Below are 13,785 nucleotides of genomic sequence, written 5' to 3'. Positions count from 1 at the left end.
CGCCCCTACTTGCCCCCTGACGTCGCCTCAAGGCCCACCACCGCGACCACCAGCAGGCACACGAAGAAGACGCGCGCCGCCGTCATCGGCTCGTGCAGCGCCACCATCCCCACCACCGCGGCCCCGACCGCGCCGATCCCGACCCATACGCCGTACGCGGTCCCGATCGGCAGCGACTTCGCCGCCTGCGCCAGCAGCACCATGCTCGCCGTGACGCCCACGACCGTGATCACGCTCGGCCACAGCCGGGTGAACCCGTCACTGAACTTCAGAGAGATCGACCAGACCACTTCCAGCAGTCCGGCCACGAAAAGCAGAACCCACGCCACGACGGCACCTCCGGGCACGACACGTCCGCCGAGGACGGCGGAATCGGACAAGGTGCGTCGTCTTTCCGTTTCGAGCCCTCGCGTCCCGGACGGCGGCGCGGGCGTCCGCCGTCTCACGGCCCCGCGCGCCCCGTTCTCGCGTGCCACCCGGTACGGCGCGTCTCGTCGGGCGGTCCGTCCGACCGTAGCAAAACCGCGGACCCGGGAGCCGTCGGGCGGGCCCGGGACAGCACGAAGGCCCGGTGACCTCGGCCACCGGGCCTCTCCTGAACCGCCGGGCGCCTCCCGAACCGCGCCGGGCCCGCCCCTTCGTCGCGTGTCGCGTGCCGCGTGTCGCGCTACAGGTACAGCCCCGTCGCGTCCTGTGCGCCCTCGAACCGGTCCGCGGCCACCGCGTGCAGGTCGCGCTCCCGCATCAGCACGTACGCGACGCCACGCACCTCGACCTCCGCCCGATCCTCGGGGTCGTACAGCACCCGGTCACCGGGCTCCACCGTCCGTACGTTCTGCCCCACGGCCACCACGCCCGCCCAGGCCAGCCTGCGGCCGACGGCCGCGGTCGCCGGAATCACGATGCCGCCGGACGAACGCCGCTCCCCCTCCGGGATGTCCGTCCTGACCAGTACGCGGTCGTGGAGCATCCGGATGGGCAGCTTCTCGTGGGTGTTCTCGCTCACGCGGAAGAACCTACCGGGCCCGGCCCCCCCGGGGCGCCCCCCGGGGGGGCCCCCCCGGGGGCCCCCCCCCCCCCCCCGGCCGCCCCCGCCGGGCCCCCCCCCCCCCCGCCCCCCCCCCGCCCCCCCCCCCGGGGCCCGGGGGGCCCCCCCCCCGGCCGCCCCCCCCGCCCCCCCCCCCCCCCCCCCCCCCCCCCCCCCCGGGCCCCCGCCGCAGCGACACCGTCAACAGCCCGGCCACGCCCACCAGCAGCAGCGCCGCCGGCACCATCCGCTCCAGGCGCGGCGAGCCGTCGTCCGCGACGAACTGCGCCTTCACGTCGGACACCGTGCGGTTCACGGCGACGAACGCGCGCCCCGCCGTGTGGTCCACCGTGGAGGCCACCCGGGCCTTGGCGTCGCCCACGATCGTCTTGGGGTGCACCCGCACCCCGATCTCGTCGAGCGTCTCGGCAAGCTGCCCCCGTCGGCGGACGATGTCCGCCTCGATCTGCGCAGGGGTCCTCGCATCGGCATCCGACACCGCGCCGCCTCCGTCGTCCCTCGTCATATATCCGGATCACGTACATCGACTACGGCGACAGTCTGTCAGTTCCACCCGTCCCGCACCCGGCGGCACCCCCCATTACGCTCGGCGGCGTACACCCGGGAGTGCGTGCGCGCCCGACGGGGTGTACGGGCCCCGCCCGTACGGACCGAATTCAACACACTTTCTGCACACGACCGCACATGACGGAGAAACCCATGAGTGAGCGCCTCACGGCCGGAGACACCGCACCCGCCTTCAGCCTTCCCGACGCGGACGGAAACACCGTCTCGCTCGCCGACCACAAGGGCCGCAAGGTCGTCGTCTACTTCTACCCGGCGGCCCTCACGCCCGGTTGCACGAAGCAGGCGTGCGACTTCACCGACAACCTCGACCTGCTGGCCGGAGCGGGGTACGACGTCATCGGGATCTCCCCGGACAAGCCGGAGAAACTTGCGAAGTTCCGGGAGAGGGAGAACCTGAAGGTAACGCTTCTGAGCGATCCCTCGAAAAGCGTCCTGGAGTCGTACGGAGCGTTCGGACAGAAGATGATGTACGGAAAGACGGTTACCGGGGTCATCCGCTCGACGATCATCGTGGACGAGGAGGGAACGGTCGAACGGGCCTTCTACAACGTGCGCGCCACCGGGCACGTCGCGAAGATCATCAAGGACCTGGGAATCTGAGCAGGACTGCCGGCGCCATGTGACCGGGGTCGCACTTGTGTGCGACCCGGGTTTGCGGACGCTTAAAACGCGCAGAAGGTTCCACTGGACTTTGTTGTACGCAGAAAGGAACCCGCATGGCCGGCCAGGACTACGACGAGATGGCCGACCCGGCAGCGGTCCGGCGCCACCCCACCTTGTTCCGCACCATCAAGCAGCGCCGGAACCCCCGCCTCCGCAGATCGGACATCACGGTCACCGACGACGCGGCCGTCAAACGCGCTGTGAAAGCGGCCGCTCTCGGTAACGCCATGGAGTGGTACGACTTCGGTATCTACAGCTACATGGCCGGAACGATCGGCAAGGTGTTCTTTCCCGGCGGCCACGGGTCGGCGCAGCTGCTGCTGACCTTCGCCACCTTCGCCATCTCGTTCCTGGTCCGGCCGCTCGGCAGCATCGTGCTCGGCCCGCTCGGCGACAAGATCGGCCGCAAGCGGGTCCTGGCCCTGACCATGCTGATGATGGCGTTCGGCACGTTCTTCATCGGCGTACTGCCCTCGTACCAGTCCATCGGCCTGTGGGCGCCCGCGCTGCTCATCCTGCTGCGCCTGGTGCAGGGCTTCTCCACCGGCGGCGAGTACGGCGGCGCCTCGACCTTCATAGCCGAGTACGCCCCCGACAAGCGCAGGGGCTTCTTCGGCAGCTTCCTCGAATTCGGCACCCTCGCCGGATACGTGGGCGCGGCCGGCCTCGTCACGCTCCTGACCGCCACGCTCGGCGACAGCGGCCTGCAGAGCTGGGGCTGGCGCCTGCCGTACCTGGTGGCGGCGCCGCTCGGCCTCATCGGCCTCTACCTGCGGCTGAAGCTGGACGAGACACCCGCCTTCCAGAAGCTCACCGGCGAGAACGTCCGGGTGCGGGCGTCCGAGGCGGCCGACCCCGTCGAGACCACGGCCAAGGGCGACCTCGCGAAGATCTTCCGCAGCTACTGGCGGCCGCTGGTCCTGTGCATCGCGCTGGTCGCCGCGTACAACATCACCGACTACATGCTGCTCTCGTACATGCCGACGTACCTCTCCGACGAACTCGGCTACGGCACCACCCACGGCCTGCTGATCCTGCTGGGCGTGATGGTGGCGATGATGCTGGTGATCAACCAGGTGGGACGCCTCAACGACCGGTTCGGCCGAAAGCCCCTGCTGCTCACGGGCATGCTGGGCTTCCTGGTGCTCTCCATTCCGGCGTTCCTGCTGATCAGGGAGGGCAACGTCGTCCTGATCATCATCGGCCTCGCCATGCTGGGCCTGTCGCTGGTCTGCCTGCTCGGCACGATGTCCGCGGCGCTCCCGGCGCTGTTCCCGACCCAGGTCCGCTACGGCGGCCTGTCGATCGGCTACAACGTCTCGACGTCCCTGTTCGGCGGTACCACCCCCCTCGTCATCACCGCCCTGATCGACTTCGGCGGCACGAACCTGATGCCGGCCTACTACGCCACGGCCGCGGCGATCATCGGCGTCATCGCCGTCCTCTTCATGAAGGAGACGGCCCAGCAGCCCCTGGAGGGCTCCCCGCCCTCCGTGGCCACCCCGGAGGAAGCCGCAGAACTGGCCCACGAACAGGCCCAGGAGCCGCGCTTCTGACCCACCCGCACCACGCGTCACTCACCGTAACCGCGGGGCGCCCCATCCGTTGTTCCGTACGAGGCACCGAACGAGTGCCCGAGAACGGAGCAGGGTGTGGCGCCCCGCAGGTATACGCGTGAACTGCTGATCGAAGTCGCTCGCACCTCGACGACCTGGGACGAGGCGGTGAGCCGTTGCGGCGGCGTGCCGACTCGTGACACCAGGCGTCACCTGCGCGGGCGGATGGCGGCGGAGCACATCGACACGTCCCACTTCCCGGACAGCCGGGTCCGTCATGACGAGGAGACCCTGCGCCGTCTGGTGTCGGAGTCGTCCAGCGTGGCAGAGGTCGTACGGCGGCTCGGGATCAGCCCGGTCGGCGGCAACCACGCGCATATCAGCCGCCGCATCAAGGCGCTGGGCCTCGACACAGGGCACTTCGCCCAGACACGGCGGAGACGCGGCACCCGGACCGCCGAGACCGGGCTGGTGCTGGGCTCCCCCGCCGACGGGCGGACGCCGGGTGAACGGCTGCGACGCTGGCTCCTTTCCACGGGCGTCGCGGAGGTGTGTGCGCTGTGCGGCGTGCCTGCCGAATGGAACGGCATGCCGTTACGTCTACAGGTGGATCACGTCAACGGCGACTGGTGGGACAACAGAGCCGACAACCTGCGTCTCCTGTGCCCGAACTGCCATGCCACGACGGACACCTTTCGCGGTCGCCGGCGCGGGGGCGAACAGTCGAGAGGCCCCGTCCCGCGCGCGACGCTGGCCCGTGCGGTGGCGGAGGCGCGCGACATGGGGCACCTGCTGGAAGCGCTCGGCCTTCCCGACAGCGAGGCGGACCGGGCCAGGCTCCGGCGGCGCATCGCCGCGTACGGACTCGACTCGTCCCACTTCACCGGCCGCGGTACCCACAGCGGCGCCTCCCCCGCCAGGCTTTCCACGGAAGTCGTCCTCCGCCGCGAGGAGCCCGGTGGCCCACGGCGAAAAACCGCTCTGCTGCGCAGGGCCCTCGCAGAGATGGGCGTACCCGCCGTCTGCGCGCTCTGCGGCGTCGGTGACACGTGGCGAGGTGAGGGGCTCACCCTGGAGATCGACCACGTCAATGGCGATCGGCACGACAACCGGGCCGAGAACCTCCGTTTCCTCTGCCCCTCCTGCCACAGCCAGACCCCCACATTCAGCAGACTCCCGGCTCCTCGCCCGTCCGATGCCGTCCCCGCGGCGGAAGAGTGCCGAGCCACCACCGGGAAGCCTCCGGCTCGCGCCGTACCGCAGCCACGACAGGTCGAGCGCCCGGAGCACGGGCACGAGGAACTGGCCGCCGCGGTCGCCGCGGCACACGGCTGGGCCGACCTCATGAGGCGACTGGGAGTGCGCGCCAGTACAGGGCGGCGGCGAACGCTCCAGCGCCGCGTCGACGAGCTGGGGCTGGACACATCGCATTTCAAGCAGCGCAGCGCATGGCACACGTACCCGGACGCGGCGATCTCGGACGCGGTGGCCGAGTCGGCGAGTCTGCGCGAAGCGGTCCGGAAGCTGTGCGTACGGATGAGCGTCGGCGCGCTGGCACACATCGAGCGCCGCATCGAGGCTCTGGCAATCGATACGCGTCACTTCACCGACGACACGGGCGAGGCCAGGGCGCTGCCCCTGACCGACGCCCAGCTGACGGAGGCGGCGGGGACCGGCCGCAGTGTGCGGGAGGTGGCACGCCTGCTGGACGTGGCCGACGACACCCGGTCCCGCAAGGCTCTCGGCGAGATGCTGGAACGACTCGGGTTCTTCTGCGAATCCCCCCATGGGAAGACGTCTCGATGCCGCTAAACTGCAGGAGTCTGAAGCGCCTGTACTCCAACTGGTAGAGAGACTAGTCCTAGGAACTAGAGGTTCTCGGTTCGAATCCGAGCAGGCGCACAAGAAAAGTAGGGCCCTTGACCTTCCTTTCGAAGGTCAAGGGCCCTACTTGCCGGACCACGCCCGCGTGTGTTCAGCTCACCAGTTCCCGGATCGCCGGGATGAGGGCGCGGAAGGCCTTGCCGCGGTGGCTGATCTCGTTCTTCTTCGCCGGGGGGAGCTCCGCGCAGGTGAGCGTGGAGTCGTCGGGCTGGAGGATCGGGTCGTAGCCGAAGCCGTGGGTGCCCGCGGGAGCGGTGCGCAGGGTGCCGCGGAGTTGGCCTTCGACGACGCGTTCTGTGCCGTCGGGCAGGGCCAGGGCCGCGGCGCAGGCGAAGTGGGCGGCGCGATGGGGTGCGTCGATGTCGCCGAGCTGGGCGAGGAGCAGGTCGAGGTTGGCCTGGTCGTCGCCGTGGCGGCCGGCCCAGCGGGCCGAGAAGATGCCGGGTGCGCCGCCGAGGACGTCGACGCAGAGGCCCGAGTCGTCGGCGACGGCCGGGTGGCCGGTGGCCTGCGCGAGGGCGTGGGCCTTCAGCAGGGCGTTCTCCGCGAAGGTGACGCCGGTCTCCTTGACGTCGGGGATCTCGGGGTAGGCGTCGGCTCCGACGAGTTCGTGGGTGAGGCCGGCGTCGGCGAGGATGGCGCGGAGTTCGGTGATCTTTCCGGCGTTGCGGGTGGCGAGGATCAGGCGGGTCATGCCGTCCAACCTATCCGGGCGGGCGGAGCGCGCCGCTCCGGGGCGCTCCGCCCGCCGGTGGGCCGGGCAGGCGGCCTCAACGGGCGGCCTCAACGCCAGGACGGACGCACGGCTTTCACCGTGCGTCCGTACCCTGATGGACGTCCGGGGTGTTTCCTTGGTTCCCGCTTTACCTCAGAGCTGCTTTTCGAGCGCCTCGGTCTGGAGGCGCGCGAGGTCGGCGCAGCCGCCGGTGGCGAGGTCGAGGAGGGTGTTCAGTTCCGCGCGGTCGAACGGCTCGGCCTCGGCGGTGCCCTGGATCTCGACGAAGCGGCCGTCGCCGGTGCAGACGACGTTCATGTCGGTCTCGGCGCGGACGTCTTCCTCGTAGCAGAGGTCGAGGAGCGGACCGCCGTCCACGATGCCGACGCTGACGGCGGAGACGGTGCCGGTCAGCGGCTTGCGCCCGGCCTTGACGATCTTCTTGGACTGGGCCCAGGTGACGGCGTCGGCGAGGGCGACATAGGCGCCGGTGATGGCGGCGGTGCGGGTGCCGCCGTCGGCCTGGAGAACGTCGCAGTCGAGCACGATCGTGTTCTCGCCGAGCGCCTTGTAGTCGATGACGGCACGCAGGGAGCGTCCGACGAGGCGGCTGATCTCGTGGGTGCGTCCGCCGATCCTGCCGCGTACGGACTCGCGGTCGCCGCGAGTGTTGGTGGAGCGGGGCAGCATCGAGTATTCGGCGGTGACCCAGCCTTCGCCGCTGCCCTTGCGCCAGCGCGGCACGCCTTCGGTGACGCTCGCGGTGCAGAAGACCTTGGTGTCGCCGAAGGAGATGAGGACGGAGCCCTCGGCGTGCTTGCTCCACCCGCGTTCGATGGTGACGGGGCGGAGCTGTTCGTGGGTTCGGCCGTCGATACGAGACATGACGTCGACCCTATCGGGCCCTTGGGGGCGCTCCCGCCGGCCGGTTCTCGGACGGTCCGGGCCGCGGACGGTCCCGTTCTCTCGGACGGCCCGGATTTTCGTGTCGTCGGACGGTTTGACTTCGTGTCGTCGGACGGTCCGGATTTTCGTGTCGCCGGACGGCCTGACTTCGTGTCGTCGGGCGGACTCGGCGACCGTCGCCGGCAGGGCTTGGGGGCTGTCAGTCCATCATGTCCTCGATGTCGGACGCGATCGGGTCCGCGTCCGTGCCGATGACGACCTGGACGGCCGTGCCCATCTTGACGACCCCGTGGGCGCCTGCGGCCTTGAGGGCGGCGTCGTTCACGAGGGAGGCGTCCTTGACCTCGGTGCGCAGCCGCGTGATGCAGCCTTCGACCTCGACGATGTTGTCGAGTCCGCCGAGCCCGGCGACGATCTTCTCAGCCTTGCTGGCCATGGTTTCTCCCTGTGTGTCCCTGGCGCCTTTGACGTACAGACATATTGGCGTACTGAAGCACCGGCGTACTGACTGGTTCGTCACGGTAACGCACGGTTGGCCCATCTTCGCGGGCGCGTTCCGTCCGGGTGCCGAAAGATGACGACCATCGGCGGACCGCAAGCGTTCCGCAGCTGGTCTACACCATTATGGCGGGGAGGGCACCCATGAGCGGCGACGGGGCGGTGGCGGCCGGGGGCCCCTCCGGTCCGGCCCGCAAATCCTGGTGGAACGTCTTGTTCCAGGGCCTCCAGAAGATGGGCCGCAGCCTCCAGCTGCCGATCGCCGTCCTGCCCGCCGCCGGCATCCTGAACCGCCTCGGCCAGCCGGACGTCTTCGGCGACCAGGGCCTCGGCTGGGACAGCGTCGCCAAGGTCTTCGCCGCGGCGGGCGGCGCGCTGCTCGACTCCTCGCTCGGACTGCCGCTGCTGTTCTGCATCGGCGTGGCGATCGGCATGGCCAAGAAGGCCGACGGCTCGACCGCGCTCGCCGCCGTGACGGGCTTCCTCGCCTACTACGCGGTGCTGCACGCCTTCCCGCTCGACTGCGACGGCGCCTCGAAGTTCACCGGGGCCGGGATCTGGTCCGGCGTGTGCGTGACGCCGGACGGCACGGCTGTGACGCAGGCGGCCTACCAGAATCCGGGTGTCTTCGGCGGCATCGTGATGGGCCTGCTCACCGCCTGGCTGTGGCGCCGTTTCCACCGGGTGAAGCTGGTGGACTGGCTCGGCTTCTTCAACGGGCGCCGGCTGGTGCCGATCATCATGGCGTTCGTCGGGCTGCTGGTCGCCTCGCTCTCGGTCTGGGCGTGGCAGCCGATCGGCGACGGGCTCACCAGCTTCTCGAAGTGGCTGGTGGACGCGGGTGCCTGGGGCGCCGGCATCTTCGGCCTCGCGAACCGCGGGCTGCTGGTGTTCGGGCTGCACCAGTTCCTGAACACGTTCGTCTGGTTCCAGTTCGGGAACTACACCAAACCGGACGGCACGGTCGTGCACGGCGACGTGAACCGCTTCCTGGCGGGCGATCCGAGTGCGGGACAGTTCACCACGGGCTTCTTCCCGATCATGATGTTCGCGCTGCCGGCCGCCGCGCTGGCGATCTACCACTGCGCCAAGCCGCACCGCAGGAAGGCGGTCGGCGGCCTGATGCTCTCGGTGGCGCTGACGTCGTTCGTGACGGGCGTCACGGAGCCGATCGAGTACTCGTTCCTCTTCGTCGCACCGCTGCTGTACGGAATCCACGCGGTGCTGACCGGTGTGTCGATGTTCGTGAGCTGGCAGCTGGGCGCGAAGGACGGCTTCAGCTTCTCCGCGGGGTTGATCGACTACGTCATCAACTGGGGCCTGGCGACCAAGCCGTGGCTGCTGATCCCGATCGGGCTCGTCTTCGGGGCCGTCTACTACGTGGTCTTCCGCGTCCTGATCACGAAGCTGAACCTGCCCACACCGGGCCGGGAGCCGGACGACCCGGACGATCCGGATGCCGGCGAGGAGCAGACCATCGTCGGGGACACCAGGACGTGACCCGAGCGGGCCTCGGGAACGCCAGGCCGGGCGGGCGTCAGGACGGGACAGGACGACGGGGACGACGGGGACGACGGGGCCACCAAGCGCGTGACCGGCGCCGGAAATCGGCCAGTGCCGGGGCGTGAGCGGTACCGGGAAGTGACCGCGCGGTAACCCCGGGTTCCGGTGCTCCCTCGGGCACGCTCACCCCGGTTGACCTGCCGTGGGGCCGCGCTGGTTACGCTTCGGACTAGATCTTTATTCAGCCCATATTCGAGGGTTCCACGTCACACCCGCCCCGTGTTACAACAGGTCTAAACCAGCCAATGGTTTAGACCTGTTTCTTTCACGGGGCGGGTGCACAGCGCGTTCCTTGTGTATGGAGGAAGTTCATGAGTACGGCCACCGCCCCGGCGGCTCCCGCGAAGAAGCGGGGCGCCGGACTGTTCCAGGGGCTCCAGAAGGTGGGCCGCAGCCTCCAGTTGCCGATCGCCGTCCTGCCCGCCGCCGGCATCCTGAACCGCCTCGGCCAGCCGGACGTCTTCGGCGACCAGGGCCTCGGCTGGGACAGCGTCGCCAAGGTCTTCGCGGGCGCGGGCGGCATGCTGCTCGACGCGTCGCTCGGCCTGCCCCTGCTGTTCTGCATCGGTGTCGCCATCGGCTTCGCCAAGAAGTCGGACGGCTCGACGGCGCTGGCCGCGATCGTCGGCTTCTTCACGTACTACGCCGTGATCCACCAGTTCCCGATCAAGGCGGGCATGGGTGGCGCCACCTACATATCCAACGGCCTGCTGGCCGGTGAGTGGCAGAAGGGCGGCGTCGTCACCAACGCGTCCTTCCAGAACCCGGGCGTGCTCGGCGGCATCATCCTCGGTCTGCTGACCGCGGTGATCTGGCAGCGGTTCCACCGCACCAAGCTGGTGGACTGGCTCGGCTTCTTCAACGGGCGCCGCCTCGTCCCGATCATCATGGCGTTCGTCGGCACGGCCCTCGGCGTCGTCGCCGTACTCGGCTGGCAGCCCATCGGTGACGCGATCACCAGCTTCGGCAACTGGATCACCGGCCTCGGCGCCCTCGGCTCCGGCATCTTCGGCCTCGTCAACCGCGGCCTGATCCCGATCGGCATGCACCAGTTCGTCAACACGGTGGCCTGGTTCCAGCTCGGCGACTTCACCAACCACGCGGGCGTCGTCTCGCACGGCGACATCAACCGCTTCCTCGCGGGCGACCACAGCGCCGGACAGTTCACCTCCGGCTTCTTCCCGATCATGATGTTCGGCCTGCCGGCCGCCGCTCTGGCGATGGCGCACACCGCGCGTCCCGAGCGCCGCAAGGTCGTCCTCGGCATGATGCTCTCGCTGGCCGCGACGTCGTTCGTGACCGGTGTCACCGAGCCGATCGAGTTCTCGTTCATGTTCATCGCGCCGCTGCTGTACGCGCTGCACGCGGTGCTGACGGCGATCTCGATGTTCGTCACGTGGGGCCTGGGCGTGCACGACGGATTCACGTTCTCGGCGGGCGTGATCGACTACATCCTCAACTGGAACCTCGCCACGAAACCCTGGCTGATCATCCCGATCGGTCTGGTCTTCGGCGTCATCTACTACGTCGTGTTCCGCTTCGTGATCGTGAAGTTCGACCTCAAGACTCCGGGCCGCGAGCCGGAGGAGGAGATCGAGGACATCACCAAGTAGGGCCGGTAGATCCGGCAGGTCCGGCAGGTCCCGCCCCGCGGGACCCGGGCCCGGCTCAGGGGAGGACAGCCGTCGCAGGAAGACGGCCGCACGAAGGGGGGGGGGGGGGGGGGGGCGCCGGGGCGGGGGGGGCCCGCCCCGACTGGGGCCGCCCCCCGCGCGGGGGGGGGGGGGGCCCCCCCCGCGGGGCGCTGTCAAATGGGGGGCCCGGACCCCGCACGGTGCCGCGTCGGCTCGGCTCAGACGCGGTCCGCCGCGATCAGGAGGTACTGGAAGGAGCCGTCCTTGTACGAGTTGATGAACGCCTCCTCGATTCCGGTGACCAGCGAGGACGTGGCCCGAAGCTCCCAGTAGGGCAGGGTCGCGGCCGTCAGGTCGGTGATGGTCGCCGGGACGAGGCGGTTGTCCGCCATGGCCTTCAGGTACTCACGGCGGGAGTGGATGTTGCACTCGAAGTGCGCGTTGATTTGGGAGACCCACTTCGAGGGCTGGCCGTAACGAGGGTTCCAGCAGCCGGTGATGGTCACATAGCGTCCGCCGGCCCGCAGGAGGCGGGCGTGCTCGGCGAAGAGGTCGTCGAGGTCGACGTACATGCTCGACTCGTTGTTCCACGACGCCGCGGCCAGCCCCTTCTCGAAGGGCGTGTCGAGCATGTTGCAGACGCGGGCGCGGACGTGGTCGTCGATGCCGAGTTCGCGGGCGCGCCGGTTGGCGAAGTCGGCCTGCTTGGCCGACAGGGTGACGCCCTCGGCGCTGCACCCGAACCGCTGGTGGGCCATGACCATCGAACCGCCCCGGCCGCAGCCGGCGTCCACGACCGTGTCGTCCCGTCCCACCGGGCCGAGATGGTCCAGGAGGACTTCGGTCTGCGCGGACTCCAGCCGGTGGAGCTCGGCGATCAGCTTCTTCTCGTACGCGCTGTCCTGCGCGTCCCCGAGGGCGGCATGGTCGATGTCGCCGACACCGTAGTGGTGGTGGTAGAGCCCGTCGACGTCGCCGAGGCGCAGGTTCACGGGCCGGGCCTCCTGGTCCCAGTATCGGGCGATGTCACCCTGGTAGGGCGACGCCTGTCCGGGAACGAACACGGAGGTGCCGGAGGTACCGGTGGTGAGCTCGGTGCTGGTCACAGTGAAGTGCGCTCCTTACCAGAAGTCGGGCAGGCTGTAGCGGTAGGTGTTGGTCCGGTGCCAGTAGTGGTTGCCGTCGACCCAGGCGGCGACTCCCCGCAGGAAGCGCAGCAGGCTCGGGACGGGGCAGGCGGCCGCCAGGGCCGCGGCCTCGGTCTCGAAGGTGTGCATGAGTTCGTTGTGGACCTCGACCGCCTTCAGATAGGCGTCCCGGTCCGAGGCGCCCTCGCGTTCGGCGATCACCACCGGCAGATTCAGATGGCGGCCGGGACTGTCGAGTTCCTTGGTGTACGAGTACAGGTCGTTGACGATGGTGGTGGCGTTGCCGGCGAGCGCGATGACCCGCTGCACGGCGGCCTGGGCGTGCAGGTCGGCGGGGAGTTCGTAGCCGCCGACGGTGTCGGTGATGGTGGGGCAGGGGCGGAAGTTGTTGAACTGGCGCATCGCCAGGTACTCCCACACCTCCGGGACTTCGTCGGTCTGGGCCCACGCCGCCTCGGCGAGATAGCCCAGGTGCAGGCGGGCCATGTCGTGCCGGAAGCGGTCACCCTGCGAGGGGGTGGACTGCCGGGTGAAGTACTCCATGGCGGAGCGGTACGCGCGGCGCGGCGCGTCCGACCCGAGCGACGCCACCCACTCCGGCTCGTACTCCTTCGTCGTGTGCAGCGGGTCGAGAGCCGTGTGCGCCAGCAGCAGCCGGCTGCCGAGCCCGACGGGCGAGCCGCCGTGATCCTCGCAGTAGCAGTCGTCCACCGCGTTCTCGGCGACCATCAGCCGCGTGGCGATCATCAGGTGGTCGACGGTCGGGGCGTCCGGATGGCAGGCGACCATGTAGCGGCCGACGGAGAAGCCGTCGAACTGGTCCTCCCACTCCGGCGGGAACGCCTGGACCTCGTCCACCGCCCACGCCTTGATCCTGCGGCTGACCTCCGCCACCCGCACCGGGTCCGGCTCCGCCACGGGATGGTGGTAGAGACCGGGAACGGGTGTGCCGACGGGCGGCTCCTGCTCCGGTGCGTACTCTGGCGTGTTCTCCAGTGCCTTCTCCGGCGTGTTCTCCGACCGGCGCAGGCGCAGGCCCGAAGTGCCCAGGCCGCTGGGTCCGCGGAGAACCCTTTCCAGGGCGGAGTCCGGTCGCGTCACCGGAGCCGCCGCTCCAGCGCTTCCCTCTCGTACGCGCTCGGCAGCACCTCCCTCACTTCCCTTCCGTACGGGCTCGGCGGGCAGGCCCGCGTCCGCCGGGGTGCCGGGAGCGGCGGTACGGGGCAGGAGGCCGGCCCGTGCGAGGGACCCGGTGGCGGGCAGACTCAACGGCAGTCGGCTCGGCGGCGCGGGACTCGGCACCGAACCCGACGACTCACGGCCCGACGGCGCAGGGCCCGGCGGCGCGGGACTCGGGGGCGGGCTCGGCGACGCGGTGCTCGGCGGCAGAGGGGAAGGCCCGGGATCGGGCATCCATGACTCCTTGGTGGGGTGGGTGGTCCCTTACTGGGCACGGGAGGATCGGAGGCGTCCGCCCCGGCCCGGAAGGACTGGGGCCGGTGGACGGGCCCGCTGCGTTGCCCGGATTTCTTCGGTGGACGGGTGGTCTAGGGTCTTTCGTTCGGATCAGGTCGGATCAGTGAGCGGGGTCCGGTGCTGAGGG

Annotated in this window: 12 protein-coding genes, 1 tRNA gene and 1 pseudogene; 6 read left to right on the top strand and 8 right to left on the bottom strand. The window is 69.9% G+C overall.

Annotation, left to right across the window (positions count from 1 at the left end; genetic code table 11):
- Positions 1–5: 5 nt before the first annotated feature.
- The 3 genes and pseudogenes from LCE31_RS26015 to LCE31_RS26005 all read right to left on the bottom strand — a co-directional run.
- Positions 6–329 (bottom strand): DMT family transporter, encoded by a 324-nt coding sequence (locus LCE31_RS26015; protein ID WP_225018227.1) that lies wholly within the window; start codon positions 327–329, stop codon positions 6–8.
- Positions 330–667: 338 nt separating this feature from the next.
- The gene (locus LCE31_RS26010; protein ID WP_225018221.1) at positions 668–1,006 is read right to left on the bottom strand and encodes a GroES family chaperonin; all 339 of its coding nucleotides are present in this window, start codon (positions 1,004–1,006) and stop codon (positions 668–670) included.
- Positions 1,007–1,211: 205 nt separating this feature from the next.
- Positions 1,212–1,553 (bottom strand): annotated as a pseudogene (locus LCE31_RS26005) (DUF3618 domain-containing protein); the annotation flags it as partial.
- Positions 1,554–1,747: 194 nt separating this feature from the next.
- On the opposite strand from LCE31_RS26005, the gene bcp reads away from it, so the two are divergent.
- The 4 genes from bcp (at position 1,748) to LCE31_RS25985 (ending at position 5,736) form a co-directional block, all read left to right on the top strand.
- The gene (gene bcp, locus LCE31_RS26000) at positions 1,748–2,215 is read left to right on the top strand and encodes a thioredoxin-dependent thiol peroxidase (RefSeq protein WP_225018225.1); all 468 of its coding nucleotides are present in this window, start codon (positions 1,748–1,750) and stop codon (positions 2,213–2,215) included.
- 116 nt (positions 2,216–2,331) lie between these two features.
- Positions 2,332–3,834: a glycine betaine/L-proline transporter ProP gene (proP, locus tag LCE31_RS25995; protein ID WP_225018219.1), complete on the top strand. Its 1,503-nt coding sequence runs from the start codon at positions 2,332–2,334 to the stop codon at positions 3,832–3,834.
- Positions 3,835–3,930: 96 nt separating this feature from the next.
- On the top strand, positions 3,931–5,646 hold the full coding sequence (locus LCE31_RS40950; RefSeq protein ID WP_308042310.1) for an HNH endonuclease signature motif containing protein: 1,716 nt from the start codon (positions 3,931–3,933) through the stop codon (positions 5,644–5,646).
- Between the two features lie 16 nt (positions 5,647–5,662).
- Positions 5,663–5,736: transfer RNA gene (locus LCE31_RS25985), tRNA-Leu, on the top strand.
- A 73-nt stretch (positions 5,737–5,809) separates the two neighbouring features.
- Here LCE31_RS25985 and rdgB read toward each other — a convergent pair.
- From rdgB to LCE31_RS25970, 3 genes are all read right to left on the bottom strand, one after another.
- Entirely contained in the window at positions 5,810–6,412 is a 603-nt protein-coding gene (gene rdgB, locus LCE31_RS25980; protein ID WP_225018217.1) for an RdgB/HAM1 family non-canonical purine NTP pyrophosphatase, read from the bottom strand.
- A 174-nt stretch (positions 6,413–6,586) separates the two neighbouring features.
- The gene (gene rph / locus LCE31_RS25975; protein WP_225018215.1) at positions 6,587–7,318 is read right to left on the bottom strand and encodes a ribonuclease PH; all 732 of its coding nucleotides are present in this window, start codon (positions 7,316–7,318) and stop codon (positions 6,587–6,589) included.
- 220 nt (positions 7,319–7,538) lie between these two features.
- Positions 7,539–7,880, bottom strand: coding sequence for a PTS glucose/sucrose transporter subunit IIB (locus LCE31_RS25970; protein WP_308042308.1), 342 nt, complete (start codon positions 7,878–7,880; stop codon positions 7,539–7,541).
- 101 nt (positions 7,881–7,981) lie between these two features.
- Between LCE31_RS25970 and LCE31_RS25965 the strand changes: the two genes are divergently transcribed.
- Positions 7,982–9,337, top strand: a complete 1,356-nt coding sequence (locus LCE31_RS25965) for a PTS transporter subunit EIIC (protein ID WP_225018213.1) — start codon at positions 7,982–7,984, stop codon at positions 9,335–9,337.
- A gap of 374 nt (positions 9,338–9,711) precedes the next feature.
- Entirely contained in the window at positions 9,712–11,013 is a 1,302-nt protein-coding gene (locus LCE31_RS25960) for a PTS transporter subunit EIIC (protein WP_225018211.1), read from the top strand.
- A 239-nt stretch (positions 11,014–11,252) separates the two neighbouring features.
- Here LCE31_RS25960 and LCE31_RS25955 read toward each other — a convergent pair whose 3' ends face one another.
- Both LCE31_RS25955 and LCE31_RS25950 read right to left on the bottom strand, forming a co-directional pair.
- Positions 11,253–12,140, bottom strand: a complete 888-nt coding sequence (locus LCE31_RS25955; RefSeq protein ID WP_225018209.1) for a geranyl diphosphate 2-C-methyltransferase — start codon at positions 12,138–12,140, stop codon at positions 11,253–11,255.
- A gap of 15 nt (positions 12,141–12,155) precedes the next feature.
- The gene (locus LCE31_RS25950; RefSeq protein WP_225018207.1) at positions 12,156–13,484 is read right to left on the bottom strand and encodes a family 2 encapsulin nanocompartment cargo protein terpene cyclase; all 1,329 of its coding nucleotides are present in this window, start codon (positions 13,482–13,484) and stop codon (positions 12,156–12,158) included.
- Positions 13,485–13,785: the final 301 nt, after the last annotated feature.

The sequence above is a fragment of the Streptomyces sp. 8L genome, assembly GCF_020176795.1.
Taxonomy (GTDB): Bacteria; Actinomycetota; Actinomycetes; order Streptomycetales; family Streptomycetaceae; genus Streptomyces.
The sequence above is the reverse complement of the archived record's forward strand: the minus strand, read 5'-3'. Positions and strand labels throughout refer to the sequence as shown.